We start from the raw sequence: 26,512 nt of genomic DNA, 5'->3' as shown, positions 1-26,512 counted from the left end.
TCTTTTCTTAAAGTATCTTGATGTGAAGATATTTTAGAATTCAGTGCCGGGATAAGCAAGTCGCATTTGAAAAAGAGCTGGACTCTCTGTGGGTGATAATACTAACTAATTGAATATTAATTTAATCTTGATAGGTTAGTTTACCCTGCTCATCATAGACCCGGGTATGCAGCATCTTGCCATTCGTGCCTATATCTTCCTGCAGATAGTTGCGCCCCTGTTCATCGAAGTAGCTCAGGGTCTGTGGTATGAGCTTGTCCCGGTCGAAACGTTTGCTCACCTGTAGCTGACCATTGCAGTGAAAGAGCTGTTCCTCGCCCTGCTTGGCGCCTCGACTGTAGGGGGTGCGTTTGCTCAAGGCGCCATTGTTCTCGCAATAACTGAGCCAGATGCCATCGGCGGCTATCGAAGGAAAGAAACCATAATGTTGCTCGGACTGGCGCTGGCCATTGCGCCAGAAGGTGTGCTGCACTGCGGTGCGCTGCCGACGGTTGAACAGGTAGTCCAACTTGAGCCGGCCGTTGGCGTAGTAACCTTGTTCCTTGAGTTTTCTGAGATTTTCTTCATCCAGATGCTCACTGAAGTTCTTTAATGAGCCATCGGGGAAATAGCTTTTCCAGACAGTGAATTTCTCGCCGTCCCGTTTGAACTGTTTCCTTCGCTCCCGTCCCTGCTCATAGGAGATGAATTCAATCACTGTACCCTGGTCGAAACGCTTGAAACTGTCGAGTTGGCCTTGGCTATCGTAGAGCCAGAGCTCTTGGCGCTCACCGTCTCGATACAACTCCCGGCTGCGTAATTGAGTTTGCTGGTATTGAAAGTTCAGCTGCCAACCGTGCAACTTGCCATTTTTATACCAAGCGCTTTGGTTTAGTAGACGCTCGGGCGGCGCGGATGTGCTGAAGCTGTAGCCATGCCGCAGGCCATCCTTGAACTGGGCTGCGCTATAGCTGGGGCGATCCGGCGCTCCCCAAATGGCAATGCCGCTGAAGGGTTCTCCTCGGTATCCGTCAATGCAGTCTTCGAGGTAATAACCCAGGGCGCCATTGTCATCCTTTACTTCCCGGCAGTGGATTGGCTCCAGCTTGTCAGCTTTAATCGGCAGTTGCACCTCAGAGTGACAACCAGCCAGCAGCAAGAGAGTGAGTAAAAAGAGGCTGTAATTCATAGCAGATCCTTGCTTAACGAAGTGGCTCATTGTCGCTGCCGTTACTGCTTGGCTCAAGCCTCTTGCCGATGGGCTGTTGTTTTTTTGACTTTTTAACATCGAAACCCGCCTTGGATCACATCTGCACAACAAGAGAGGGAGTAAGCTGGTCTTGTGTGCAAGTCATTGATTATAAAGGGTAAGTATTGCTTAATTTGCAATTCTACAAAATATAAGTGTAAAAAGAGGTGATGAGTATGAACGTGAATCGACGTCAGGCAATGGGCCAGATAGTAGGTTTGGTTGGAGTCGCCGCCGGGAGCTCGCTGATTGCGACCACAACCCTGGCAGCAGAGTCTTGTTCCGGAGATACCAGCATAGGGATCGGCAGTGAAGGGGGCGGAGAACTGGGTACCAAGCTACTGACCTACGTGAAATTGGACCCGATGGAAGTCGCCAAACTGGCCTATGAAGGTTATGGCCGCGGTGGTTGTATGTACGGTGTGTTTGATGCCCTGGTGAAGGCTTTGGCGGCCAAGGGGCATGAGGATGCCTGTAAATTCGCTGCTATCCCTACCAACCTGGCAGCCTATGGTGGCGGCGGTATCGCAGGTTGGGGAACCCTGTGTGGCTGCTTGAATGCGGCGGCTATGGCGGTCAACGTTCTGGGTGGGGTCAACCGCACTGCGGTGATCCGCTCCGTGTATCGCTACTATGAACACACAGCCATGCCGAGAAATGATGAAGCCTTCCTCAAGGCGATTGGCGCACCGACCCGTACAGACAACGCCGGTGAGCTATTGACCGCAGATAAGATAGGCCAGTCGGTTGCCAATTCTATTCTTTGCCATACCTCGGTGACCCACTGGTCGAAAGCGAGCAAGTACGGCTCCAGTCATCAGGCGAAACTGGAGCGCTGCGCTCAGCTGACGGCCGAGATTGCCTATGTCACTACTGACTTCCTCAATAAGTCGCTGGACAATGCCCTGGACGCTGAAATGGTGGCAGAGGGTAATGCCGAGTGTAGCGGTTGTCACAGCAGCACCAAACGTGAGCCGGATACCTACATAGGGGCCGATGTTAATTCACAGATGGAATGTCAGAGCTGCCACAGCGCCCATGATATTGGCGCCGGTTTGACCGGGGTTCATGAAGGTGCGTCCTGCAGCGATTGTCACTAGGAGGCTGTTATGAAACATAAGAGTTTGATAGTGGCGTCTTTGCTGTTGTGCTTGGGTGGTTGTGATTGGTTGGACGATGATGATGACCCTGTGGTTCCGCCTACGCCGGAGCCGGGGCAGTCTGTGTCCATCAATGAAGCCGAAAGCCTCAAGGTAGCACTGAGCGCCGTGGATCCTCAAAGCCAGGCGTTGACCTTTAGTCTGACCACGGCGGAAGGTAAACCTGTCAAGGATGCTGGCAGCAACTATGTGGTGATGTATCTCAAGATGCCGGCTGAGCAGGTATCAGCCTTCTCCATGCCTTGGCACAAGGGCGCACGTTTCGAATGCAGTGAAACCGTCGACACCTGTGCTGGCACCATGGAAGCGCTGGAGACTGAAGGCCAATATCGCTTTACGCCAGAAGGGCTTGAGGAGCTGAACCAGACAGAGGGTGAACTCAAGTTGGCGGTGATCCTCACCGGAGCCAAGGCCCAGAGTGCGCCTGAACTTATCAGCGCTCCCTGAATGATTTGAGTTTCAGAGCCTTAAAATAGTAGCGCCCCAGGATTGCTCCCGGGGCGCTTTTTTTATTATCCGATGGCTTGACTCATCGGTTGATTGCAGGGCAATTAGAGGCTGTAGTACAGCTCAAATTCGACAGGGTGAGTGGTACGGCTGACACGCTCGGCCTCGGCTTGTTTCAGCTTGAGGTAAGAGTCGATAAAGTCATCGCTGAACACACCGCCGCGGGTCAGGAACTCACGGTCTGCATCCAGAGCCGCCAGGGCGACTTCCAGAGATTCGGCCACAGTCGGGATTTCCGCTGCTTCTTCGGCCGGTAGATCGTACAGATCCTTGTCCATGGCATCACCAGGGTGGATCTTGTTCTGGATACCGTCCAGACCGGCCATCAGCAGTGCTGCAAAGGCCAGGTAAGGGTTGGCCATAGGATCCGGGAAGCGGGTCTCGATACGGCGAGCCTTAGGGCTAGGTACCACAGGGATACGGATAGAAGCGGAGCGGTTGCGGGCAGAATATGCCAGCATCACAGGGGCTTCAAAGTGTGGCACCAAACGCTTGTAGGAGTTGGTGCTTGGGTTGGTGAAGGCGTTCAGGGCACGGGCGTGCTTGATGATACCGCCGATATAGTACAGGGCAGTTTCAGACAGGCCGCCGTACTTGTCACCGGCAAACAGGTTAGTACCGTCTTTAGAGAGTGACTGGTGAACGTGCATGCCGCTGCCGTTGTCGCCGACAATCGGCTTAGGCATAAAGGTCGCAGTCTTGCCGTAGGCGTGAGCCATATTGTGGATCACATACTTAAGCTCTTGAATTTCATCGGCTTTCTTTGTGAGTGTGTTGAAGCGCGTGGCGATCTCATTCTGACCCGCGGTAGCCACTTCATGGTGGTGAGCTTCCACAATTTGACCCATCTCTTCCAGCACCAGACACATGGCGCTACGCAGATCCTGTGAAGAGTCTACTGGTGCTACCGGGAAGTAACCGCCCTTAACGAATGGACGGTGGCCTGTGTTGCCGTCTTCATAGCTGGTGCCTGAGTTCCATGCCGCTTCTTTGGCATCTATCTTGACGAAGGTGCCGCTCATGTCGGTACCGAAACGCACGTCATCGAACAGGAAAAATTCTGGCTCAGGGCCGATCAGCACAGTGTCGGCGATGCCGGTAGAACGCAAGTATTCTTCGGCTTTCTTGGCGATGGAGCGAGGGTCACGCTCATACCCCTGCATAGTGCCGGGTTCGAGAATATCGCAGCGGATCAGTGCTGTGGTTTCTTCGGTAAATGGGTCCAGTACAAAGCTGTCTGGATCTGGCATCAGTACCATGTCAGATTCGTTGATCCCTTTCCAGCCACCGATGGATGAACCATCAAACATCTTGCCCTCTTCAAAGAAATCAGCATCTACCTGATGAGTCGGGATAGATACATGTTGTTCCTTACCTTTGGTATCGGTAAAGCGTAAATCAACAAACTTAACTTCCAACTCTTGCAGCTGTTGTAAAACTGATTCGACTGACATTATCAAGCCTCCGGTAGGGTAAAGGGGGTGCCCTTTGTCAACTCTTAGTATTTAGCGTCTGGCGCCTTGTTGGTTTCTATTAAGCCAAACTCATGCCAAGATGCTAAGATATTGAAAATAAAGGGAGTGGTAAAATCGAGGGCTGGCGAGACAAGCGGGTTTGCACTATAATGGTGCGTACTGTGTTCCAAAAAGGTGCGCTCACCATAATGGTGCGTGCGCTTATTCAGTAGGATATTCATAGGTGTTTAAAAAATAATCCTGTGCGATAGCCCCTCGCTAGAGTAGAATGGCACGCTTTTTAAAGCAACCATCCGGGGAAATAGTGTTCCCCAGCATGATGCTAGCCCAGGTTTTATAAGGCCTGGAAGGCAATCGCCAAGCAGTCATAAAGCGGTTGTACCATTCAATTTATATTGCTGCATCCCACAGAACAGAGATCGTAAGAGGCAAAACTGTGTTAGAGAATTTACGTAACATCGCCATCATAGCGCACGTTGACCATGGTAAGACTACCCTGGTAGACAAGCTGTTGGCACAGTCAGGAACCCTGGCAACCCGCGGAGAAGCCACCGAGCGGGTGATGGACTCCAACGATCTGGAGAAAGAACGTGGGATCACTATTCTGGCGAAGAACACCGCCATTAAGTGGAACGACTACCGCATTAATATAGTAGACACCCCTGGACACGCCGACTTCGGTGGTGAAGTAGAGCGGGTTCTGTCTATGGTTGACTCTGTACTGCTGCTGGTTGATGCGCAGGACGGTCCAATGCCACAGACACGCTTCGTGACCAAGAAAGCATTTGCCCAAGGCCTTAAGCCTATTGTGGTTATCAACAAGATTGACCGTCCGGGTGCCCGCCCTGATTGGGTTATCGATCAGGTATTTGACCTGTTCGACAACCTGGGTGCTACCGACGAACAGTTGGACTTCCCTATTGTGTATGCTTCTGCTCTGAACGGTTTTGCCAGCTTGGATCCCGATGAAGCCAGTGAAGATATGACACCGCTGTTCCAGACTATCGTTGAAAAAGTATCTCCTCCGGATGCCGATGCCGATGGTCCATTCCAGATGCAGATCTCTCAGCTGGACTACAACAGCTATGTAGGGGTTATCGGTGTGGGTCGTATCAAGCGCGGTAGCGTCAAGACCAACCAGCAGGTCACTATTGTTGGTGCCGACGGTAAAACCCGTAACGGCAAAGTCGGCCAGGTTCTGGGCTATATGGGCCTGGATCGCCACGAAGTGGACAGCGCCAATGCCGGTGATATCGTTGCCATCACAGGCCTGGGCGAGCTGAAGATTTCCGACACCATCTGTGCCGTCGGTCATGCCGAAGCATTGCCACCTCTGTCTGTTGATGAACCAACCATGACTATGACCTTCCAGGTCAACACCTCTCCTTTCGCAGGTAAAGAAGGTAAGTACGTGACTTCACGTAACATCCTTGAGCGTCTGCAACAGGAGCTGGTACACAACGTGGCCCTGCGTGTTGAAGAAACCGAGAGTCCGGATCGTTTCCGCGTATCCGGCCGTGGTGAACTGCACCTGTCTATCCTGATCGAAAACATGCGTCGTGAAGGTTATGAGCTGGCGGTTTCCCGTCCTGAAGTGATCATCAAAGAGATCGACGGCGAGAAGTGCGAACCATACGAGCAACTGACCGTGGATGTGGAAGAAGAGCATCAGGGTGGCGTTATCGAGAAGCTGGGTACCCGTAAGGCCGACATGCGCGACATGCAGCCAGATGGCAAGGGTCGCGTACGTATCGATTTCATGATCCCAAGCCGCGGCTTGATCGGTTTCCAGACTGAGTTTATGACGGCCACTTCGGGTACAGGTCTGCTGTATCATACCTTCGACCATTACGGTCCATACAAGGGTGGCGATATCGGCCAGCGTACCAACGGAGTATTGATCTCCAATGCGACCGGTAAGGCACTGACCTTTGCTCTGTTTGGTCTGCAGGATCGCGGTCGTCTAATGATTGGTCATGCCGCCGAGGTTTATGAAGGCCAGGTGATAGGTATTCACAGCCGCTCCAACGACCTGACAGTAAACTGCCTCAAGGGCAAGCAGTTGACCAACATGCGTGCTTCAGGTACTGACGAAGCTCAGGTACTGACTCCGCATATCCAGATGTCTCTGGAGCAAGCGCTGGAATTCATCGATGATGATGAACTGGTGGAAGTAACGCCTAAGAGCATTCGGATCCGTAAGCGTCATCTGACTGAAAACGACCGCAAGCGCGCCAGCCGCGGTTGATTGTGGTTGCGTTTGAGGTGATAGCCTCACAGTGAATAAAAAGCCCCGCTAAGCTAGCTTAGCGGGGCTTTTGTTTATCAAGATTAATCCTCTATTTGTCCCCTGCGATATTGCTGCTGCCATTGCTTGGGGGACAATCCCGTCCAAGTTTTAAAATGACGACTAAAAACAGCGATCTCGGCATAACCTAATTGCAGTGCCAGTTCGGTAATGGTTTGGGTGCCATAACTGAGTTGCTGTTTAGCGATATTTTGTCTGACTTCTTGCAGCAATTGACGATAGCTAAGCCCAGTCTCTTTGAGTCTTGCCTGTAACGTGCGCTCGTGTACCCCCAGCGCAGTTGATACCCTTTCAATACAACACTCTCCGGTTGGAAGTAATCGGTGAATTAAGTCTCTTGCCTGATCGGCCAGATTATCGGGATAGCGGCTCTGTAAATATTGCAGATGTGACTGAAAATGGCGGTTGAGTGCTCCCTCATCGTGATAGTTACGTCCGGTTAATTGTGTAGTTTTAAGTACTACGCCATCAAAGGATTCACGAAAGCGCACTAAGTGGGCAAAGTGCTGGGGTTCAAGTTCGCTGGGCTTACTTTGACACAAATGTAAGGGGATAGTGTTGATGTTGATATTCAGCAGGCTTGAAACAAACATTGCCAGTTGTGCCACGCTCAGTTGCATCAATTGTTCAATGCCACGGCAGTGAACATTAATTGATAAGACAAGGCGTACCATATCTCCCTGTGGTTGCAGTTGTAGCGAGATACCTGAGGCGTGCAGGTACAGATAGTCATTCATCTTTTCAAGAGCATCGGCCACGGTTGCTGTGCGGGAAATCAACATAGGTAAGTCACCGAGCACATGTAAGGTTTGCCGTTTGGCAAGCATAAGTCCGAACAGCGGCTGTTTACAGCCTAGGGCGGCGATTTCCAATAACTCGGCTAGTCGTGGATAGGCGATATAGATATTGGGATCGCGAAACTGTGCCTGACGTAATCCTGCTTGATGGATCATTTCTATGGGGTTTTCACCCAACTCCAGGACCAGTTGCTCAAATTGGGCAGCTGCACCGCTACGGACTAGGTACATGGGGCGTTGAGTTCTCTTTGGTATAAGAATCGCAATATATCAAATTTCATTCGTAATAAGTCAAGAAGATGTGCAATTAATCATCTAAATTACTATTACCTTAATAATGAAATTAATAAATATAAAAAGAGGACATCTATGCGTTTACTGAATAAAACCGCAGTGGTGACGGGGGCTGCAGGAGGCATAGGGCAAGCAATTGTCCGTAAAATACTCGCCGAGGGAGGGAGAGTCGTTGCCGCCGATTTGTCAGTTGATTCGCTCAAGGTCTTTAACGATTTTCCCACTGGTAAGTTGGTGACTTTTAGTGTCGATGTGACCGATTACAAGCAAGTTGAAGCTATGGTGGCACATGCGGTTACCCGGTTTGGTCAGCTTGATATTGTGATAAATAATGCCGGCATTGGCTCAGCCAAACCCTTGTTAGAACATGATCCTTTGGGCGATTTCGACTCAGTTACCAATGTGAATCAAAAAGGCGTATATCACGGCATTGTGGCCGGTGGACGTCAATTTCGCGCTCAAGGTACTAAAGGCGTGATCCTTAATACTTCGTCTGTCTACGCAACAATTGCCTCGGAAATGACTTTTACCTACAACGTCAGTAAAGCGGCCGTCGATATGATGACCAAATGCGCCGCGCTTGAGCTTGCCCCATTGGGCGTTCGTGTTTGCGCCATTGCTCCCGGTCGTGTCGATACTCCTATGCTGCGTCAATACGAGGCACTGGGACTCTGGGAACACATTCGTAAGGAACAAATGCGTCAGGAGTTTACTCTTCCGAGCGAGATAGCCGATGTGGCGGTATTTCTGGTGAGTGACGAGGCCAATTGCATCAACGGCTGCACAGTGCATGCTTCCGACGGTTTTGAGAATTTTAAATATCCATTGCAGAAGGAGTGATAGCTCGACCCATCAACCCAATAAGAACATGAGGAAGGCAAATATGGCTTTACCGGAAGTGATTAATCATCAAGATTTTTTATTAACCCTCAATACTAACGAAGAGCAGATCATCAAAGATGCGCTGCCGGGCGTTGATGTGTATCCGTTATTTTTAGACCCTGAAAATGGTGTTTGGGTGATCCGCGCTAAGTTTAAGCCGGGTATCACCTTACCCAAGCATTTTCATACAGGCGTAGTGCATTTTTATACCTTGGCGGGTCGGTGGCACTACCTAGAATATCCGGAACAACCCCAAACAGCCGGCAGCTATCTGTATGAGCCGGGTGGTTCTATCCACACTTTCCATTGTCCCGCCGATTCTGAAGGCGCTGATGGTGTGATGGTGATTACCGGTGTCAATGTTAACTTCGATGCCGATGGTAACTTCATGTTTATCATGGATGCCGGTTGGATTGAGCAGGCTCTTCTGGCTGCCGCCAAGGCACAAGGCATCAAGCCTCGTTACATTAAACCCGGTGCGCCGGCATCTATGAGCGATACCAAATAGGAAACCATTATGAGTTTGATGAATGCAATCGTGTTGCAGGATGGCGAAGTCACTCTGCAACAGGTCGAATTACCTAAGCCACAGGCAGGCCAAGTGTTGGTACGCAGTCTTGCCTGTGGTATCTGTGGCTCGGATATTCATATTGCGCGCCACTATAACGAAGTATTCGATTTTTACCGCAAACTAGGCATGATGCCTGAGGGGGCTGATAATCATGTTCCTGTGATGCTGGGACATGAGTTTTGTGCTGAAGTGGTTGAATTTGGTCCCGAAACCCAGCAAACCCTAGCCCTAGGCACCCGAGTTACATCGGTGCCAATCCTGATGAGCCAAAATGGTGCTGGAGTAGGGGTGACTCCCGGCGTCAATGGGGCGTATTCAGAATACTTTATTCTCGATGAAGCACAGCTGCTGCCAGTGCCGGATCATCTCCCGGCTGAAGCTGTGGCGCTGACAGAGCCACTGGCTGTAGGCTTGCATGCCGTCAATCGTGGTGAAGTCGGCACCGAAGATACTGCCTTGGTCGTTGGTTGTGGGCCTATCGGTTTAGCGGTCATTTCAGCGCTGCATCTGCAGGGTGTAGGTAATATTATTGCGGCTGATCTTCAGGGCGAAAAACTGGCATTAGCCCGTGAATTCGGTGCGACTCATGTGGTTGATCCGGGTGAACAAGATGAAGTGGCATACGCTGCTGAAATTGCCGCGGGTAATCGTGTGGTGATTTTCGAGTGTGTGGGTATTCATAAACTGATCGAAGGTTTTGTGAAGCGTGCGCCGGCCAATGCGACCATAGTGGTAACGGGGATCCACACTGCTGAAGCGAACATCAACTATGCCTACGCTACAGTGAAAGAGCTGGATATGCGTTTCTCATACTACTATCAACCACATGAGTTTGCTCAGTGTTTGCAGGAATTGACCGAGAGCAGGGTGCCTTGGAATAAGTTGCTCACAGGTAAAGTTGGGATGGACGGCGTATCGGGTGCATTCAAACAGCTTATGCAGCCGAATCAACATATTAAAGTCGTGATTGAACCTTGGCGTGATGGTGAGCTGCAAACGCTCAATTAATCATCCAACACCTTAACTCGAATTCAGCCGCTAACTTATAAAGCGGCTTTTTATTTATTTTACGCTTCATTATGGTGGGGCTGGTAATCTCAAGCAGGCTCGCTAAATCGCGATGTTGATCAATTTAGATTTGCCGGGGCATGGCCCCGGCACTTTATCGACCAATCAAAGCTGCAGATACTGCTTCAGCGGCAGATCCCGGTAGCGCTTGCCGCCGGCGGCCACTATGGCGTTGGTCAGGGCCGGTGCTACCGGGGGGACGCCGGGTTCGCCCACACCGCCGGGGACCTCGGTCGAGGCGATAATTTGTGTTTCTATCTCAGGGCATTGCGGCAACCGCAGTAGTTGATAGTCGTGGAAGTTCGACTGTTGCACCTTGCCATCCTTAAAGCTGATTTCGCCCAACATCGCCAGGCTGAGGCCGAAGATGACCGCGCCTTCCAGCTGTGAATGCACTCTGTCAGGGTTAACCACAGTGCCGGCATCCAGCACTGAGATGGCCTGCAGCACCTGCAAACGCTCACCATCCAGTTTGACCTTGATGGCGACCGCCACATAGCTGACAAAGCTGCGGTGCACCGCAAACCCCCAGCCTTCGCCTGCCTTGGCCGGTGACAGTGCCATACGTTTTTCGGCGGCGTCTATGACCGTCAGATAACGATCAACATCCACAGGATGACGGCTCAGTTCTTCGCCATAGTTACCGTATTTGAAGCCCTGATTGGCAAAGTTCTCCACTCTGGGTTGCCCCAGAAGTTGCCGCCACATGGCCGGGCAACTTTGGCCGGTGCGCAGCGCCAGTTCGTCGACAAAGCTGCCGATGCCGAAGGCATGCTGAATGTTGCACACAGAGCGCAGCCAGCCTATACGGGTGTGAGCCTCGGCCTTGGCGGTCTCGCAGCGCAGCGACGGCAACTGAAATGGCAAGTCGATAAAGCCCAAATCCAGTTCTCCGTCCGAGGGTTCATCCACGCCTTCGGCAAAGGTGGAACTGATGGAAGGGAAGGCGGTGCGCGACAACAGAGCCTCCACCTTGCCATCATCACTGAGCAGCGCCTGATAATGTTGGGCGCTGATGGCGTGCAGATAGCCGTTTTGCAGCTCATCTTCCCGGCTCCAGAACACCTTCACCGGCTTGCCGCTGCGCTTAGCCAGCAGCGCCGCCTCGACGCTGAAGTCCGGCTTGGACTTACGGCCAAAGCCGCCGCCCAGCAGGGTGACATGCACCTTGACCTGCTCCTCCTTCAGCCCCAAAGCGGCCGCCACATTCTGCTGGGTACTCTGGGGCGTTTGGCTGCAGGCCCAGATTTCACAGCCATCCTTGCTGACTCTGGCGGTGGCCGCCGGCGGCTCCATCATGGCGTGAGCCAGATAGGGCACAGTGTAAGCGGCGCTGAGCGTGCGCTCTTCTGGCCAGCTTGCGGGAGGCTGGCCCAGCTCACGCCTGACTTTGCCACTCTGTTGTACTCTTTGTTTCAGGGTGGCGAGAAACGCTTGGGAGTCGTGCTTGTCGTTGGGGCTTTGCTGCCACTGGATCGCCAGTGCCTTGCGGCCTTCAAGGGCGCTCCAGCTGTTGTTGGCCAGCACAGCCACACCGCCAAGCGGCTGGAAGGCAGGCGCTCCTTTGGGAGCGGGCAGGCTGATAATATCCACCACACCGGGGAAGGCGCGGGCCTTTTTATCATCGACACTCGCCGCTTGGCTGCCGAGCACAGGCGGCCGGGCAATCGCGGCATAGAGCATGCCTTCCAGACGTATATCCTGGCCATAGATGGCGCTGCCATCCAACATGGCATCCATATCCACTATGGTGCGTGACTGACCTATCTGGGTGAACTCTTCTCTGGGTTTGAGCCTGAGTTGGTTCTCATCCGGAAGCGGCAGCTTGGACGCCGCCAGCGCCAGTTCGCCATAGCTCAGGGAGCGGCCTGACGCCTTGTGAGTCACTCTGTGAGCCTTGGCGCTGACTTCTGCGACCGGCACTTGCCAATGCTCGGCGGCAGCCTGTTCCAACATGGTGCGCGCCATGGCACCCATCTGCCGCATTCTGTCGTAGTGTTTACGTATGCTGCGACTGCCATCTGTATTCTGGCTGCCGTAACGCTTGTCGGCCAAGCCCTGCACCACCACGACTTTGTCCCAGTCGGCTTCCAGTTCATCGGCCAGCACCTGAGGTATGCCTGTTCGTATGCCCTGACCCATTTCCGAGCGATGGCAGGTGAGGTAGACCTTGTCGTCTTCACCGACGGCGATAAACAGATTCAGAGGTTGAAGCTTGTCCTGCGCCAGGCTCATGGGGCTCCAGCCCAGGGCGCTGCTGCCCAGCATCAAGGCACCACCACTGGCGCCAAAGAGTTTCAGCACATCACGACGGCTGAAGTTTTCCACTGCGGTAAATCGGCTCATGAGCTCTGCCCCCCTTTGACGGCGACATCCTTGATGGCGCTGCGGATCCGGGTATAGGTGCCGCAGCGGCAGATATTGCCGGACATGGCATCGTCTATCTGTTGGTCACTGGGGTTGGGCGTTTCACTCAAAAGCGCCGCGGCAGACATGAGCTGCCCTGTCTGACAGTAACCGCACTGGGGTACCTTGTGTTTGCTCCAGGCGGCTTTTAGCGCCGGATTATCCAGGCCTTCTATGGTGGTGATGTTCCTGCCCTCGGCACTTTTGAGACTGGTGAGGCAGGCTCTGGCGGGCTTACCATCCAGATGTATGGTGCAGGCACCGCAGAGTCCGGCGCCACAGCCGAATTTGGTGCCAGTCAGTCCCAGGAGATCCCTGAGGGCCCATAGCAAGGGCATATTGGGATCGGCCTCGACCGAAAACAGTCTGCCATTGATTTTGAGTTGCGACATTGTTCACTCCTTGTGCTGGTTGAGGCGTCTGAGATCTGTACCCGTGTCTATGTCTATGGCGGCGCGGTGCAGCACTATCCGGCCCAGTCGTTGTTGTTGTAATTTCTCGGTCAGCAGGGCCTTGGCCCCTCGGTCACCCTGCAGTTGGCAAAGGGCGTTGAAGTCTGTGGCATTAAAGATAGCAGGCGCGCCGGGGGCATCCCGGTAAAAGGCGCTGCTGCTGAGTTGGCTGCCCAGCCAACAGTCGAGCAATTCAAGGTAATCGGCACTAGTGAGCGCGACCTGATCGGCCAGCGCCAGTAGCAGGGCATCGGCGGAGCAGGCCTTGGCTTGCTCCGCGGCCAGGGCGATGGAGTGCCCCAACCCCTGTTGCCAGAGGGGGTTGAAACGGCAGTTGGCATGGGGCGGCAACAGCGCTTGCAGTTGCTCCTTGTGGCCGCCGAGTATGGTTTTCAGCGGTAGCAGCTCAAGCTTGGGGTACTTCTGGCTTGCCTGAGCGCGCATCTGCTCCAGCGCCTGCCAGCTGAGGCGCAGCAGCGGCGTGCCATGGCTGTCCTGTGCCGCCAGTTTGGCGTGGCCGGGCACTGAGTCATCGGCGGCGAAACGGCTTGATGCTCCGGCGGCCAGTAACACAGGCAAGAGCCTCATGGCATCAGGCCCTCAAGCCCAGTCATGGGCGCATCAAACAAAACACCGTGGCACTGGGCCAAAATGCTGAGGGCGATGGCCCCCGGGAGTTCGCCGCCGAGTGTCAGTCCGGCGGGCGCCGCCAGTGGCATGGCAAAGTCTGCCAGCCCAAGACCGGCATGTTTGAGTACCTTATCGCGCCTGTGAGTCGGCCCCAATAGCGCCAGATAGCGCGGGCAGCTTACTTGAAGCCGTTTGAGAATGGCGCTGTCGAGCTCAACATTGTGGTGCATAACTATGGCGCCGTCCTGGCGCTTGAGCCAGTCGGCATTCAGCTCGTCGGCGGCTTGCTTGATGATGTCGCAGTCGGCAAAGTCATGGCTGCGGGCGTAGGCGGCCCTGGGGTCGATAACGCTCACCTGCCAGTCCAGTTGCAAAGCCATCTGCGCCAGCGGCTTGGCATCCAGGCCGCCGCCGAAAATCGCAAGCGCAGGTTTGGGGTCCACGGGTACGGTTAACCAGCTCTGTTGCACGTTCTGCCCGGTTTCTTGACTCCAAATCCCGGTGCGGCGAAAGTCATTGGCGGGGAAAGGCAGAGGCTCAGCATAGGTTGAGGGGGAACCTTGGGGTAAAAAGCGCGCCTCAAGGGCCGCAGGCGCTTCGCCGGCTTTTGGCATCAGCAACTGCCAGAAGCCGGATTGACCGGCATTCAGAGCCTGGCGCAACTCATCGAGTGCCAGAAAATGATTCTCCCGCCCCAGAGGCAGCAGGCAGATGTTCACCAAGCCGCCACATCCCAGTTGGTAACTGGCGTCCTGATCGTCGCGGGCGTCATAACAGACCTCCACCACCCTTTGTTCCGTCAGCGCCTTGTGTGCCTGATGGCGCAGATCGGCCTCCAAACAGCCGCCGCTGAGGATCCCCAGGCTCTGGCCCAGGGGATGAAACAGCATCATGGCTCCGGGTTTGCGATAAGAAGAGCCTTGTACCGAGGTGATCAGCGCCAGCACCCAGGGCTCGTCTGCGCTGAGAGCCCATTGTTGCAGCAAGGTTTGCAGATGGTGCGCCATAAACTTCCCATGTTTTTGGTGGAGAAGTTAGCATTGCATAAAATAGCACCGGGAAACAATCTTGCCGGGTGTGGCAAGTCAGGGAGGGGCAGTGGAACTCGGCGGCAAGCGTAATAAAAAGGCCCGCCTGTCGGCGAGCCTGAGTGGTTAAGTTTAGTGACCTACATAGTCGATCATCTGCAGCAGTTGCATCCGAACCGCATCCGGCGTTTGGCTTTCCCAGAAGCCGGAGGTATAGGCTATCAAGGGCAGCAGGAACAGCAGTCCAAGGACCAGCAGCATTACCGACTTGGCCGACCAGAAATGATGGCGGCTCAAGCCGAACCCCAGCGCCGATTTTTTGGGGCAGGCGGCTACGCAGCGCATGCAGGCCTGGCATTCATCGCTGTGCACTGTATTTTTGGTATGCACTATGATGCCGGCCGGACAGGCGCGGGTGCACTTGTCGCATTTCATCCCCTTGGACTCTATCAGGCAATGCTCCGGGGCGCGGCGGATTTTCAGCGGGCTGAGAAAACTCAGCAGTCCCAGCAGGGCGCCATAGGGGCATAGGTAACGGCAAAATCCCTGACGGCGCCAGGCGACAATGGCAAGGATCAGGCCAAAGCAGGCCAGGGTGATGAGTCCCGGAGTGATGAAAAACAGCGCCATCTTGAGATCGGCTATCTTGTGATAATTACTTTCCAGGTAGCCGGGGATCCCCATAGACGGCATGCCCAGCACTATGTAGAGCAGCGCCGCCAACAACAGATACTTGAGCATACGCAGTGGCCAGTCGAGCCAGGCAGGCGGCATAAATTCGCGCTTGATAAAGCGTTTACGCAGGCGATAGAGGTACTCTCCGGCCAACCCCAGCGGGCAGGCCCAGCCACAGAAGGCCCGCTTGCACAGCAGTCCGGTCAACAACACCACCGCCAGCATCACGGCCGCCGCCGGATGGGTTTGATCCCAGAGTCCCAGGGTGGCTATCGCCTTGAGTTCTATACCGCCGGCGATGGGCAGAAACGCATCCACCACATCCGGGCGCCCAATCCAGGGCGTGATTCCGGCCTTGAGCATCAGGCTGTTGATGGTGTACTGAATCGCGACCAGAAACAGCGCCAGCGCCAACAGGTGCTGGCAGCCGCTGCGCAGGTTATTGATCCTGGGCTCGGATTGCAGCAAGCCGGGGCGCAGTTGCTGCAGCAATGCCAGGCTACCAACGGCTGTCAGCGTGGCCAGCAGCAACATGGGGCTGCTGCCAATCAGCAGCGCGGTTAAAATCAGCAGCAAGGTGAGGCCGGCGCCGAAACGGCGGCCGCTCCACCAGAGTTGGCTGACACCATAGAGGAGTGCCAGCATGAGGGTGAGCGATTCGGTCAGTGTCATGAGAATAGAGGCCAGCAACAAACGACTGCCTATTGTGAACTCAAATAAGGGCACAAGTTCTTGAGTCAAAAAAGGAAGTGTGCAGCAGATCCAAGTTTGCATTCGCAGATGGAGAAATTCGTGCACTGGCTCACAGCTGAAAAAAAGCCCCGCGGTGCGGGGCTCTCTCTATGGCTTGACGGTCAGTTACCCGACTCCATTGCCGCGATAAAGCGGTTGGACTCATCGATGGATTTATTCATCTCTTTGATAAGGCCGGAGATATCGCTCTGCAGACTGGCAAACTCACCCTTGATGGCCCCTATGGTCTGGGCGTTGAGGTTATGCTTGAGGTAGAGCATGTTGTCTTTCATTGAGGTCAGGATAGGAGGCATCTTGCTCTCGGCACGGCGCATGCTGCGGATCAGCTGTTCGTAGGAGCGGCGGGTCTCTTTCAGCTTGGCCTGGCTCTTACTGCGCAGGCTGGCCTTGCTGATCTCACCGATTTCCCCTTGCCACTCATCGAACAGGGCTTCGGCCACATCTTCCACCTTGTTGATACGGTTGCTGACATCATCGGCGGCTTCCTGAGCCGACTCATACTCGTCTTTGGCCTTGTTGTAAGCCTTTTCCAGATCGCCGCCGTCATGGTTCAGCAGCGCCTGCATCTCTTCCAGTGCCGAACTGAACTGCTCCTGTGCTTCCTGTTGCGATTCTTTGGCGTCTTTGACCCGGTCGACCATGATGTCACGTTTGTGATAGCCAACCTTTTCCATGGCGCCGTAATAGGCACTCTGGCAACCACCCAGCAGCAATCCCAGGCTGACCAGGGCGGTGGTGAGGATCTTGTTCATAAGCTTTCTCTTTTCTCTATTTATGCTTTGTATTTGGCGGCATCTATGATGCACCAGAGATGGGCGATGGCACCTATGATAGCAGGAACTACCAACCACCAGAGGGCGTAACCTGTGACTGTCACCAGAAAGAAGATCAGTGCGGCCAGGATCCGCCCCTGAACCAACTGTCCCAGACCCGGGAAAAATACGCTTGCCAGCGCGGCAATCACATTGCCCGCCGATCCTTGTTGTGACATTAACTCTCTCCTTTAAATTATGGGAGAAGCGCTGAACGACGGGTCTTGGCGCATGCCTATGCATAGCGCTGGCGTCATTCTCGGCTTCCTTTGCCCTGCTGCAGTGGCAGCATCACACTTTGTAATCAGGGCATTATTGTACGAAGATAGCGACACTAGACCCAGAGGATCAAGAGAAAACCGTGAGCAACAAGATAGATACCCGCAATTTCAGCTTGTTTATGAAAGGCTGCTGGCACTTCCTGCTGCACCTGAAACAGAGATTGCAGGACGATCAAATCAATATCCGAGCCGGTCATCTGGCCTATGTGACCCTGCTGTCGCTGGTGCCAATGGTGGCCGTTACCATGTCTATGCTGTCGGCTTTCCCTGTCTTCAAGGGGGTGCGGCAACTGATAGAAAATTTTATTTATCAAAACTTTTTGCCGGCCGCAGGTGATACGGTTCAGGTTTATATCAACGAGTTTGTCGGCAACGCCTCCAAGGGTACGGCCGTCGGTATAGGGGCCTTGGTGGTGGTGGCCATTTTACTGATCTCCGCCATCGACAAGGCGCTGAACTATATCTGGCGCACCAAAGAAAAACGCCAGACTGTCGTGTCTTTTTCCATGTACTGGATGATCCTGACGCTGGGCCCCGTGCTGATGGGTGCCAGCCTGGCGGCCACTTCCTACTTGGTATCGCTGAAAATATTCAATGAAGCCGATACTTATGGTGTAGGTAGTTTCTTTGTCGCGCGTTTGCCATTTCTGTTTTCTGTCGCGGCCTTCCTGCTGCTTTACACTGTGGTGCCCAACCAAAAGGTGAAGCTGCTGCATGCCCTGCTCGGGGCCATAGTGGCTGCCTTGCTGTTTGAGGCGGGCAAGAAAGGCTTTGCCCTGTATGTGACTCACTTCCCCAGCTACGAGGCGATTTACGGCGCCTTAGCGACGATTCCGATACTGTTTGTCTGGGTCTATCTATCCTGGATGATAGTTCTGATGGGAGCCGAGATCACCGCTTCTTTGCCGGAATTCCTCGATGGCGAAGAACCATTGGAGCCGCTGGATGATGAACCCGGATCGGCATAATCCGTTTGCCCGCGACTGGCTGGAGGTTGGTGGTGGCCACCGCCTGTATCTGGCGCAATTCGGCAACCCGGAAGGCATTCCGCTGCTGTATCTGCACGGCGGGCCCGGCGCCGGTTGCAGCCTTGAAGAGTTGGCGCTGTTTGATCTGCGCCGCTTTCGCTTATTGTTTCTGGATCAAAGGGGCGCAGGCTTATCGCGTTCCGAGAAAGGCCTGGCGCAGAATCACTTCCAGGGCCTGCTCGATGATCTCGAGTCGGTCAGAAAGGCGCTGCAGTTGCCGCGCTGGTGTCTGGCGGGGGGCTCGTTCGGGGCAACCTTGGGGCTGGTGTACGGCGGTTTATTCCCTGAGCGGGTCATAGCCCAGACATATTGGGGCAGCTTTATCCCCTCTGCCGAGGGCCGCGATTGGCTCTATGGTGCTGCTGGCGCCGCCAGCCGTTTCCCGGTGGACTATCATGGCTTTTCCCGCTGGCTATCCAGGAGTGAGCGCAGCACTGCGGCGCTGCTGGAAAGTTATGCCAAGGGATTTACCTGCCTCAATGCCCAGGATTATATCCGCAGTTGGTTGCGCTGGGAGCAGCATCTGTCTTTACCCGGGGGGCTGTTGCCGCCGCCAAGGGCGCCTAGGGACAGCAATATGGCCAGAATCGAACTTCACTATGCCCGCCATCACTATTTCGAAGCCATGAGTCTGTTTGATGCAGGGCTCAATAACTGGCCGAAACATACCCGCTTGCTGCAGGGGGAAAACGACTGGGTCTGTCCAACTCACTTGCTGCAGGCTCAGCTTGCGCGCCAGAGCTGCCCGATCGAGTTGCAGCTGGTGGCCGGAGGTCATCACTCGCTGGTGGATGATAAAATGCGTCACGCCGTGGTTGCAGCCCTGTGTGCTATGGGCGACACTGCGGCCTCTTGTGAAGCAGAATTAAGGAGTCAGGATTGATCGCCCTGATACAGAGAGTCAGCCGTGCCAAGGTAACGGTTGCCGATGAAGTGACCGGCGCCATAGATAAAGGTTTGTTGGTATTGTTGGGCGTTGAACGCCAGGATGATATGGCGGCGATGGAAAAGCTGGCCACCAAGGTGATGAATTACCGGGTGTTCAGCGATGACAACGGCAAGATGAACCTCAATCTGACTCAGGTTGGCGGGCAGTTGTTGGTGGTGTCGCAATTTACCCTGGCGGCCGATACCAGCCGCGGTCTACGTCCCAGTTTCTCGGGTGGTGCCAGTCCGGCTCAGGCCGAAGAGCTCTATGAAGCCTTTGTGGCATTTTGCCGCAGCAAGGGGGTGACCACAGAAACCGGCCGCTTCGCTGCCGATATGCAGGTGGAACTGCTGAACGACGGGCCAGTGACCTTTAATCTGAGTGTTTGATATGTCTGAGCCATCACTGCTTAAGCAGCTGGAAACCACCTGGCATGGCACCATCCCCGTCAGTGCCTTTATGGGGATCCGGCCACTGGCTTTTGATGGCACAGAATTTCGTGTCGGTGCACCGCTGCCGCCCAACATCAATCTGCATCAGACCATGTTTGCCGGCAGTATCTATACCCTGTGCACTCTGTGTGGCTGGGGCATGCTCTGGCTGCAACAGCAGCGGGCCGGAGTGAGTGGTGATATAGTGCTGGCCCAGGCCGAGATCCGTTATCGGGCGCCGGTGACTGCCAATCCCGGTGAGTTGATCGAGGCCAGAGTCAGCTGGCCGGGCGTGTCACTGACGCCTTTGAGTGAAGGGCGCAGGGTCAAAGTCAGGCTGGAGGTGGAACTCTGGAGTCGCGGCCTTTGCTGTGCTTCTTTCTTGGGGGTTTACGTCAGCCAGCCCAAGCAAGAGCCGACCCTGTCCTAGCTGGGATTACCTAGGCTTACAGGTTCGGTTTTAACCTTGTAAGCCTTGAGTGATAAGCCCTGGATAACAGCCTTTCCTTTCTAAAAAATCGAATTTAATATCAAATTTTCTCCGCTTTTTTTCTATTTTATCCATCAGTAAACTGCTCAGCATAGATTGGAGCAAAAGCTCTGACTCAAACAAATTCCTGAATCGAAGCGGAGCAGTATCATGAGCAAAGTATTAGTTTTGAAATCCAGCATCCTGGGTGGTTACTCTCAGTCCGGTCTCTTGGTCGACCATCTGATCAAGCATTGGCAGGAGCAGGGTTCCAGCATCACAGTCAGGGATCTGGCGGCCGAGCCGCTGCCGGTACTGGACGGTGAAATTGCCACCGGCCTGCGCGGCGGCGAACAGCTGAGCGAGCGCCAGCAACAGGCGTTGGCCTTGTCTGATGAGCTGATCCAGGAACTGAAAGATCACGACACTCTAGTAATAGCTGCGCCCATGTATAACTTCGGTATTCCGACTCAGTTGAAAAACTGGATTGACCTGATTGCCCGCGCCGGTGTGAGTTTCAGTTACACAGAAAATGGCCCTGTGGGTCTTATCACTGGTAAGCGTGCGGTAGTGATCACTACCCGGGGTGGGGTACACAAAGACTCGACCACAGACCATGTGGTGCCTTATCTGAAAACCGTGCTGGGCTTTATTGGAATTACCGAAGTGGAAACAGTCTACGGTGAAGCGCTGAACATGGGCCCGGATGCCAACGCTAAGGGTATTTCAGCAGCCAAATCTTCGCTGGCGGCCATCTCTGCCTGAGGCAAACATCTCTTCCACCATCAATCTGAACGCCAGTTGCTTGACTGATTTGGTTCTACTGCCCCGGAGGTGACTCCCCGGGGCTTTTTTGTGGCGGCTTGTCCGGCTCTAGCGCCTCGCTGCAAAGGGGGCAAGCGGCATTAACCCCTTCGGCGGGCCACTGCTCGCGATAACGCACCCGCGCAGAGGCTTGGCCGCGATGTTGGCTTATCTGAAATCGCCCGGGCTTGCTTGTCATTTTGGTTACTCAGGCTTGCCGCAGACCAGCTCCTTGAAGGCGCCGCCGTTGAGCACGCAATCAAAGCCATTGGCTCGCAGAATGTCGCAGCCTTTTTGGGCGCGCATGCCGGCGCCGCAATAGAGCACAAAGGGTTCCTGCTTATTCGGTTGCTGCTTTAGCCAGGTATCCAGGGTATCCAGCGGCACATTCACCGCCTGTGGCAGGTGCCCTTCGGCATATTCGGCGGCCGAGCGGACATCCAGTACCCGGACTCCCTTGGCGATCATCTGATGGCACTGCTCAGGGCTCAGGCGGCCGTCTTGTGGATTGGCGTTAGTTTGCATTTTCAGACTCTCTATCAATTAGAAATTTTTTAATAAGGTTAATCTTATGGAGTTGAAAATGCAATGGCCTGGATGCAGGTCGTTTTCTCGCCAGGGCTGTTTTTTGTTCTATCCTTTGGAAAAAGGAAATGATTTGAAAATAGTGTATGGACAAGAATATGCTGTCATCCTTCTGGTTGCAGGGGCACAACGCTTCTGAGCGCTTGGAACGCATTCACGAGCATCTGTTGCTCAGCTACCCTTGGGTGGATCGTATCGCCTGTGCCCTGTATCACGATTCGACCGGGCTGCTAAAAACCTTTATTAACAGCACTCACAGGGGGCAGGCCATAGTGGGTTATGAATATCCCATGTCCGACAGCCCGGTGCTCAGCCAGCTGGCCGACACAGGGCAGTATCGGGTGATAGACGATATCAAGGCCAATATCTTGCCGGAAAACAGCCATTCACGTTGGCTGCTGGAGCAGGATTACAACTCTTCCTTTACTGTGCCCCTCTACGATGAACAGAGGTTTCTGGGGTTTCTGTTTTTCGATTCATACCGCGTGGCGGCCTTCGATGCCAAGGCGCAGCGGGATATGGTGCTCTATGCCAACTTGATCAATATGTCTCTGTGCGCCGAACTCAGTGCGGTGCGCACTATTCTCGCCTCGGCTCAGGTGGCAAGGGACTTTGCCGACCTACGCGACTTTGAAACCGGTGCGCACCTGGATCGCATGGCGGCGTATTCGGGCCTGATCGCCGGCATAGTCGCACCCAAATATGGCCTGAGTGATGAGCAGATAGAACATATCACCCAGTTTGCGCCGCTGCATGACATAGGCAAGATAGGTATTCCGGACAAAGTGTTGTTGAAAGAGGGGCCCTTAAGCATAGATGAGCGCACTCTGATGGAGACCCATGTGGATAAGGGCGAGAGCCTGATCCGCAAGGTGCTGGGGGATTTTGGTCTGGCGCATCTGCCGGATTCGGCCATCATGCTCAACATAGTGGCCTGTCATCATGAGTATCTGGATGGCAGCGGCTATCCCCGAGGTTTGAAGGGTGAAGAGGTGCCGATTGAAGCCAGAATAGTGACTGTGGCGGATATCTTCGATGCCCTCAGCAGCGAGCGACCCTATAAGCAGGCCTGGCCACTGGACGCCTGTTTTCGTGAGTTGAGAAGCATGGTGGCCGCCGGCAAACTGGACGGCCACTGTGTCGAAGCCTTGGCGGCTTCGACTACACAGATCCTGGATATTATGGGGCGCTGCCGCGATGACAAGGCGGCATGAAAAGCGGCCTGCAGTGCCGATGCATTCCGCTAAAGCTTCTTGGGCTTCTTCAGGTTTTATAGGGCTTCCAGGGGCTTTCTATGGCTAAGCTCAGTCCTGCCAGCGGCGGAAGATCAACGAAGTATTGATGCCACCAAAGGCAAAGTTATTGCTCATCACCAAGTCGGTATCCAGTGCCCGGCCTTCGGCGCGAATATAATCCAGTTCGGCGCAGTCCTCGGCAATATTCTCCAGGTTGATGGTGGGTGCAAACCAGCCGTCACGCATCATCATAATGCTCCACCAGGCCTCCAGCGCGCCGCAAGCGCCCAGGGTATGGCCGGTATAGCTCTTCAGCGATGAAATCGGCATCTGTTCGCCAAATACTGCGGCGGTAGCCCGGCTCTCGGCGGTATCGCCGCGGTCGGTGGCCGTACCGTGGGCGTTGACATAGCCTATCTGCTGCGGCGCTATCTTGGCGTCTTTGAGCGCCAGTCGAATCGCCTTTTCCATGGTGTCGGCGTTCGGTTGCGTCACATGCAGGCCGTCTGAGTTGGTACCGAAACCCAGTACCTCGGCGTAGATGCGCGCGCCTCTGGCCTTGGCATGCTCCAGCTCTTCGAGCACCAGGGTGCAGGCGCCTTCGCCTATCACCAGGCCGTCCCGGTCGCGATCGAAAGGCCTGGGGGTCAACTCGGGAGTGTCGTTGCGGGTACTGGTGGCAAACAGGGTGTCGAAAACAACAGCTTCTGTGGGGCAGAGTTCTTCGCCGCCCCCGGCCAGCATCAAATCCTGCTGGCCATACTTGATGGCTTCATAGGCATAACCTATGCCCTGGCTGCCGGACGTACAGGCGCTGCTGGTGGTTATCACCCGCCCCTTGAGGCCGAAAAATACCCCGACATTGACCGCCGTGGTATGGGCCATCATGCGGATATAACTGGTGGCGGTAACGCCGCTCATATCGCCGTGTTTGAGCATGTCGCCAAAGGCGGTGATGGGTTCTGTACTGCCGGTGGAAGAACCGTAGGCTATGCCCATGGCACCTGAGGCTATCAGAGGATCATGCAACAGGCCGGCATCCTCCAGCGCCATTTCACTGGCGCGGGTGGCCATCAGAGACACCCGCCCCATGGAGCGGATCTTCTTGCGCGAATAGTGCGCCGGAGTGCTGAAGTCGCTGACCGGCGCCGCCAGACGGGTATGCAGGCCGTCGAACCTGTCCCATTCATCTATGCGAACCACGGCATTTTGGCCTGCCTGCAGCTTGGCTTTGACGCTGTCCCAATCCTGGCCCAGGGCAGAAATGCCGCCCATGCCGGTAATCACCACCCTGCGGCTCATAGCATGCCTCCGTTGACCGAGATCACCTGGCGGGTGATGTAACCGGCTTCGTCAGACATCAGGAAGTTGGCCAGGGCCGCTATCTCTTCAGGCTGGCCCATGCGCCGCAACGGCACCAGTTGCTGTACCAGTTCGGGGCTGAAGGTATCAACCATTTCGGTTTCGATGATCCCGGGAGCGATGCAGTTGACCGTGATCTTGCGTTTGGCCAGCTCCAATGCCAGCGCCTTGGTGGCGCCTATGATACCGGCCTTGGAGGCGCTGTAGTTCACCTGGCCACGGTTACCGGCCAAACCGGAAACCGAAGACAGTGTAATGATGCGGCCGCCCTTGCGCCGTTGGATCATCGGCATCAGCGCCGGATGGATCACATTGTAGAAACCATCGAGATTGGTGTGGATGACGCCATCCCATTCGGCCTCTGTCATCGCCGGGAAAGCCGTATCGCGGGCGATACCGGCATTGAGAACCAGGCCGTGATAGGCACCGTTGGCTTCGATGTCGGCCTCAATGACTTGGCGGCAGGTCTGGCGCTCGGCAACATCAAACTGCAGCAGGCTGACCTTGACGCCCAAGGCTTGGATTTCGGCGGCGCTGGCCTCGGCGGCCGCTCGATTGGCATGAAAGTGCAGGGCGATATCAAAGCCGGATTGCGCCAGACGCAGGGCGATAGCCTTGCCTATGCCGCGGCTGGAACCTGTGACCAAAACTCTCTTTGTCATGCGGAATCTCCCTGCATCGCCTCCAGACTACCGGCAATATAGGCCTGGGTGTCCTGGGGCTGAAAAACGTTTACATTGGCGCTGGCGATCTCTGTGTCGCCATCAAAGATGCGGCAGTCGAACACTGCCAGTCCCGTGTCTTCCTGATAGAGGCGCTGCACCTGAGTCAGGTATTCGCGTCCGGGCAGGAATCCCGGGGTATACATGCTGAGCTTACGGCTGCCCAGCAAAAAACCGACCCGGATAATATCACCGCGGGCCTCGGCTTCCACTCCGGCCAGAGCCGCTATGCTCTGGGCCATATATTCTATGCCGACATAATTGGGCACCAGAGCCCGGGCGTCATCGAAATAGGGGCTCTGCTCGGTAATCTTCACCTTGGTCAGCAGCCTGTCTTGGCTGTGCTCGACCACGGCGTCTATCAGTATCATGGGCGCCCTGTGGGGCAGAAAATCGGCGATATCACGCTCGGTTAAAGGCTGGGTCATTCAGGGGCTCCACGGCTGAAGATCAGGCTGGCATTGCTGCCGCCAAAGGCGAAGGAGTTACTCATCAGGTGATTCAGTGAGTGGCGGCTACCCTGTTTGACCAGCGGCAGTGCGGGATCCTTGCCATCCTGCTCACAGTCCCACAGATGCGGCGGCAGTTGCCCATCAGGGTTGAGGGGCGACAACAGCAGCCAGCAGAATACCGCTTCCAATGCCCCGGCGGCGCCCAGTGCGTGGCCGGTCAAGGGTTTGGTGGAACTGCAAGGCGGCAGTGCTTCGGCAAATACCGAGTGCATGGCGCGGCTTTCCATGGCGTCATTCTTGGGGGTGGCAGTGCCGTGCAGATTGACATAGTCGATGTCATCAGGCGTCAGCCCCGCCTGCTTAAGTGCCATCTCCATGGCAGCAATCGCACCGCTGCCCTCGGGATGGGGCGCCGAGATATGGTGGGCATCGGCCGACTCGCCGACACCGGACAGCAGCACCTGGCCGCTTCCTCTCTCCAGGGTAAACAGCGCCGCGCCTTCACCTATGTTGATGCCGTCGCGGTTGGCGCTGAAAGGATTGCAATGCCCCTTGGAGACAGACTCAAGTGCATCGAAGCCGTTGAGGGTCAATTGGCACAGGCTGTCGACCCCGCCGACTATCACCATGTCGCACAGTCCGGCATGCAACAGCCGTTTACCGGCGGCAAACACCTTGGCGCTGGAGGAGCAAGCCGTCGACAGTGTGTAACAGGGGCCGCTCAGCTTGAACCAGGCTTGCAGGAAGCGACTGGTGCCCCCCAGCTCCTGCTGAAAATAGTGGTAATCCGAGGGGAAATGGCCGTGGCGATTGCGGTACTCCAGTGCTTCTTCGCCCTTGGAGATCCCTGAGGTGCTGGTGCCTATGACAACCGCGATGCGCTCCTTGCCATATTTGGCCTTGGCGGCTTCCACCGCCGGGGTGATTTGCAGGGCGGCGCACAGCAACAGGGCGTTGTTACGACAGTCATAGTCGGCAAACTCGGCGGGAATGGCCGGTAATTCGCTGTTCACTACCCCGACTATGGCCGGCCGTTCAAACAACAGGTTGTCGCGGCTGACCATGCCGCGGCTGTCACCGGCGAGCAAGGCGTTAAGCACCTCGTCGGCCCGGTTGCCGAGAGGGGTACAAAAACCCGCATGATTTATGGCTGTAGTTGTCATATCTCT

General features: G+C 55.0%; 27 protein-coding genes. 12 read left to right on the top strand and 15 right to left on the bottom strand.

All coding sequences use genetic code 11. The annotated features are described in order from the left end of the window. Nucleotides 1-121: 121 nt before the first annotated feature. Nucleotides 122-1,168, bottom strand: coding sequence for a hypothetical protein (locus ACMHXH_RS10175; RefSeq protein ID WP_335911669.1), 1,047 nt, complete (start codon nucleotides 1,166-1,168; stop codon nucleotides 122-124). Nucleotides 1,169-1,404: 236 nt separating this feature from the next. Here ACMHXH_RS10175 and ACMHXH_RS10170 point away from each other — a divergent pair, with 236 nt between their 5' ends. Both ACMHXH_RS10170 and ACMHXH_RS10165 read left to right on the top strand, forming a co-directional pair. Further along, nucleotides 1,405-2,328, top strand: coding sequence for a C-GCAxxG-C-C family (seleno)protein (locus ACMHXH_RS10170; RefSeq protein ID WP_039034699.1), 924 nt, complete (start codon nucleotides 1,405-1,407; stop codon nucleotides 2,326-2,328). A gap of 9 nt (nucleotides 2,329-2,337) precedes the next feature. Continuing rightward, complete coding sequence (locus tag ACMHXH_RS10165; RefSeq protein ID WP_039034698.1) at nucleotides 2,338-2,835, top strand: hypothetical protein; 498 nt, start codon at nucleotides 2,338-2,340, stop codon at nucleotides 2,833-2,835. A 104-nt stretch (nucleotides 2,836-2,939) separates the two neighbouring features. On the opposite strand, the gene glnA is transcribed toward ACMHXH_RS10165, so the two are convergent. Then, nucleotides 2,940-4,349, bottom strand: coding sequence for a glutamate--ammonia ligase (glnA, locus tag ACMHXH_RS10160; protein WP_039034697.1), 1,410 nt, complete (start codon nucleotides 4,347-4,349; stop codon nucleotides 2,940-2,942). 457 nt (nucleotides 4,350-4,806) lie between these two features. Between glnA and typA the strand changes: the two genes are divergently transcribed. Continuing rightward, on the top strand, nucleotides 4,807-6,618 hold the full coding sequence (typA, locus tag ACMHXH_RS10155) for a translational GTPase TypA (protein WP_039034696.1): 1,812 nt from the start codon (nucleotides 4,807-4,809) through the stop codon (nucleotides 6,616-6,618). Nucleotides 6,619-6,701: 83 nt separating this feature from the next. Here typA and ACMHXH_RS10150 read toward each other — a convergent pair whose 3' ends face one another. After that, nucleotides 6,702-7,652, bottom strand: coding sequence for a helix-turn-helix domain-containing protein (locus ACMHXH_RS10150; RefSeq protein ID WP_233962847.1), 951 nt, complete (start codon nucleotides 7,650-7,652; stop codon nucleotides 6,702-6,704). 192 nt (nucleotides 7,653-7,844) lie between these two features. Here ACMHXH_RS10150 and ACMHXH_RS10145 point away from each other — a divergent pair, with 192 nt between their 5' ends. From ACMHXH_RS10145 to ACMHXH_RS10135, 3 genes are read left to right on the top strand one after another with little or no spacing between them, the layout of a single operon-like run. Continuing rightward, nucleotides 7,845-8,609 (top strand): SDR family NAD(P)-dependent oxidoreductase, encoded by a 765-nt coding sequence (locus ACMHXH_RS10145; protein ID WP_071476365.1) that lies wholly within the window; start codon nucleotides 7,845-7,847, stop codon nucleotides 8,607-8,609. 43 nt (nucleotides 8,610-8,652) lie between these two features. Next, nucleotides 8,653-9,159 carry a 2,4'-dihydroxyacetophenone dioxygenase family protein gene (locus ACMHXH_RS10140; RefSeq protein ID WP_039034693.1) on the top strand — a complete coding sequence of 169 codons (507 nt, stop codon included), beginning with the start codon at nucleotides 8,653-8,655 and terminating at the stop codon, nucleotides 9,157-9,159. Nucleotides 9,160-9,168: 9 nt separating this feature from the next. Next, complete coding sequence (locus ACMHXH_RS10135) at nucleotides 9,169-10,230, top strand: zinc-binding dehydrogenase (RefSeq protein WP_233962849.1); 1,062 nt, start codon at nucleotides 9,169-9,171, stop codon at nucleotides 10,228-10,230. A gap of 165 nt (nucleotides 10,231-10,395) precedes the next feature. Here the strand turns inward: ACMHXH_RS10135 and ACMHXH_RS10130 are convergent, their stop codons facing one another. The 7 genes from ACMHXH_RS10130 to ACMHXH_RS10100 form a co-directional block, all read right to left on the bottom strand. Continuing rightward, on the bottom strand, nucleotides 10,396-12,636 hold the full coding sequence (locus ACMHXH_RS10130; protein ID WP_233962851.1) for a xanthine dehydrogenase family protein molybdopterin-binding subunit: 2,241 nt from the start codon (nucleotides 12,634-12,636) through the stop codon (nucleotides 10,396-10,398). Further along, complete coding sequence (locus ACMHXH_RS10125) at nucleotides 12,633-13,088, bottom strand: (2Fe-2S)-binding protein (RefSeq protein WP_071476368.1); 456 nt, start codon at nucleotides 13,086-13,088, stop codon at nucleotides 12,633-12,635. The genes ACMHXH_RS10130 and ACMHXH_RS10125 overlap by 4 nt, the downstream gene beginning before the upstream one ends. A 3-nt stretch (nucleotides 13,089-13,091) precedes the next feature. Continuing rightward, a complete protein-coding gene (locus ACMHXH_RS10120; RefSeq protein WP_071476369.1) occupies nucleotides 13,092-13,736 on the bottom strand; it encodes an NTP transferase domain-containing protein in 645 nt (214 codons plus the stop codon). Further along, nucleotides 13,733-14,785, bottom strand: a complete 1,053-nt coding sequence (locus ACMHXH_RS10115) for an XdhC family protein (protein WP_071476370.1) — start codon at nucleotides 14,783-14,785, stop codon at nucleotides 13,733-13,735. The genes ACMHXH_RS10120 and ACMHXH_RS10115 overlap by 4 nt, the downstream gene beginning before the upstream one ends. Before the next feature lie 153 nt (nucleotides 14,786-14,938). Next, nucleotides 14,939-16,153, bottom strand: a complete 1,215-nt coding sequence (locus ACMHXH_RS10110) for a 4Fe-4S binding protein (protein ID WP_039034732.1) — start codon at nucleotides 16,151-16,153, stop codon at nucleotides 14,939-14,941. Between the two features lie 182 nt (nucleotides 16,154-16,335). Next, nucleotides 16,336-16,986 carry a DUF2959 domain-containing protein gene (locus ACMHXH_RS10105; RefSeq protein ID WP_039034687.1) on the bottom strand — a complete coding sequence of 217 codons (651 nt, stop codon included), beginning with the start codon at nucleotides 16,984-16,986 and terminating at the stop codon, nucleotides 16,336-16,338. A gap of 20 nt (nucleotides 16,987-17,006) precedes the next feature. Beyond that, complete coding sequence (locus ACMHXH_RS10100; protein ID WP_028780047.1) at nucleotides 17,007-17,225, bottom strand: hypothetical protein; 219 nt, start codon at nucleotides 17,223-17,225, stop codon at nucleotides 17,007-17,009. Between the two features lie 221 nt (nucleotides 17,226-17,446). On the opposite strand from ACMHXH_RS10100, the gene ACMHXH_RS10095 reads away from it, so the two are divergent. The 5 genes from ACMHXH_RS10095 to ACMHXH_RS10075 all read left to right on the top strand — a co-directional run bounded on the left by ACMHXH_RS10095 (nucleotide 17,447) and on the right by ACMHXH_RS10075 (nucleotide 20,948). Next, a complete protein-coding gene (locus tag ACMHXH_RS10095; RefSeq protein ID WP_143078395.1) occupies nucleotides 17,447-18,295 on the top strand; it encodes a virulence factor BrkB family protein in 849 nt (282 codons plus the stop codon). Continuing rightward, on the top strand, nucleotides 18,246-19,238 hold the full coding sequence (locus ACMHXH_RS10090) for an alpha/beta fold hydrolase (protein ID WP_233962857.1): 993 nt from the start codon (nucleotides 18,246-18,248) through the stop codon (nucleotides 19,236-19,238). Before ACMHXH_RS10095 ends, ACMHXH_RS10090 begins: the two co-directional genes overlap by 50 nt. After that, complete coding sequence (gene dtd / locus ACMHXH_RS10085) at nucleotides 19,235-19,672, top strand: D-aminoacyl-tRNA deacylase (protein WP_028780049.1); 438 nt, start codon at nucleotides 19,235-19,237, stop codon at nucleotides 19,670-19,672. Before ACMHXH_RS10090 ends, dtd begins: the two co-directional genes overlap by 4 nt. Nucleotide 19,673: 1 nt before the next feature. Next, the gene (locus ACMHXH_RS10080; RefSeq protein WP_039034729.1) at nucleotides 19,674-20,144 is read left to right on the top strand and encodes a thioesterase domain-containing protein; all 471 of its coding nucleotides are present in this window, start codon (nucleotides 19,674-19,676) and stop codon (nucleotides 20,142-20,144) included. 210 nt (nucleotides 20,145-20,354) lie between these two features. Next, nucleotides 20,355-20,948, top strand: a complete 594-nt coding sequence (locus ACMHXH_RS10075; RefSeq protein WP_025010143.1) for an FMN-dependent NADH-azoreductase — start codon at nucleotides 20,355-20,357, stop codon at nucleotides 20,946-20,948. A gap of 243 nt (nucleotides 20,949-21,191) precedes the next feature. Here the strand turns inward: ACMHXH_RS10075 and ACMHXH_RS10070 are convergent, their stop codons facing one another. Further along, nucleotides 21,192-21,512 (bottom strand): rhodanese-like domain-containing protein, encoded by a 321-nt coding sequence (locus ACMHXH_RS10070; RefSeq protein ID WP_039034686.1) that lies wholly within the window; start codon nucleotides 21,510-21,512, stop codon nucleotides 21,192-21,194. Nucleotides 21,513-21,658: 146 nt separating this feature from the next. Between ACMHXH_RS10070 and ACMHXH_RS10065 the strand changes: the two genes are divergently transcribed. Then, nucleotides 21,659-22,786 carry an HD-GYP domain-containing protein gene (locus ACMHXH_RS10065; protein WP_071476373.1) on the top strand — a complete coding sequence of 376 codons (1,128 nt, stop codon included), beginning with the start codon at nucleotides 21,659-21,661 and terminating at the stop codon, nucleotides 22,784-22,786. Between the two features lie 90 nt (nucleotides 22,787-22,876). On the opposite strand, the gene ACMHXH_RS10060 is transcribed toward ACMHXH_RS10065, so the two are convergent. Genes ACMHXH_RS10060 through ACMHXH_RS10045 form a run of 4 tightly spaced genes read right to left on the bottom strand, consistent with a single transcriptional unit; the run spans nucleotide 22,877 to nucleotide 26,506 of the window. Then, complete coding sequence (locus tag ACMHXH_RS10060; protein WP_039034685.1) at nucleotides 22,877-24,109, bottom strand: beta-ketoacyl-ACP synthase; 1,233 nt, start codon at nucleotides 24,107-24,109, stop codon at nucleotides 22,877-22,879. After that, the gene (locus ACMHXH_RS10055; protein ID WP_039034684.1) at nucleotides 24,106-24,831 is read right to left on the bottom strand and encodes a 3-ketoacyl-ACP reductase FabG2; all 726 of its coding nucleotides are present in this window, start codon (nucleotides 24,829-24,831) and stop codon (nucleotides 24,106-24,108) included. The genes ACMHXH_RS10060 and ACMHXH_RS10055 overlap by 4 nt, the downstream gene beginning before the upstream one ends. Further along, the gene (locus tag ACMHXH_RS10050; protein WP_335911670.1) at nucleotides 24,828-25,319 is read right to left on the bottom strand and encodes a hotdog family protein; all 492 of its coding nucleotides are present in this window, start codon (nucleotides 25,317-25,319) and stop codon (nucleotides 24,828-24,830) included. Before ACMHXH_RS10050 ends, ACMHXH_RS10055 begins: the two co-directional genes overlap by 4 nt. Next, a complete protein-coding gene (locus ACMHXH_RS10045) occupies nucleotides 25,316-26,506 on the bottom strand; it encodes a beta-ketoacyl-[acyl-carrier-protein] synthase family protein (protein ID WP_335911671.1) in 1,191 nt (396 codons plus the stop codon). The genes ACMHXH_RS10050 and ACMHXH_RS10045 overlap by 4 nt, the downstream gene beginning before the upstream one ends. Nucleotides 26,507-26,512: the final 6 nt, after the last annotated feature.

This window comes from Shewanella sp. BJSY2023SW001 (assembly GCF_047314685.1).
Classification (GTDB): domain Bacteria; phylum Pseudomonadota; class Gammaproteobacteria; order Enterobacterales; family Shewanellaceae; genus Shewanella; species Shewanella indica.
This window is presented reverse-complemented; position numbering and strand designations above follow the sequence as displayed.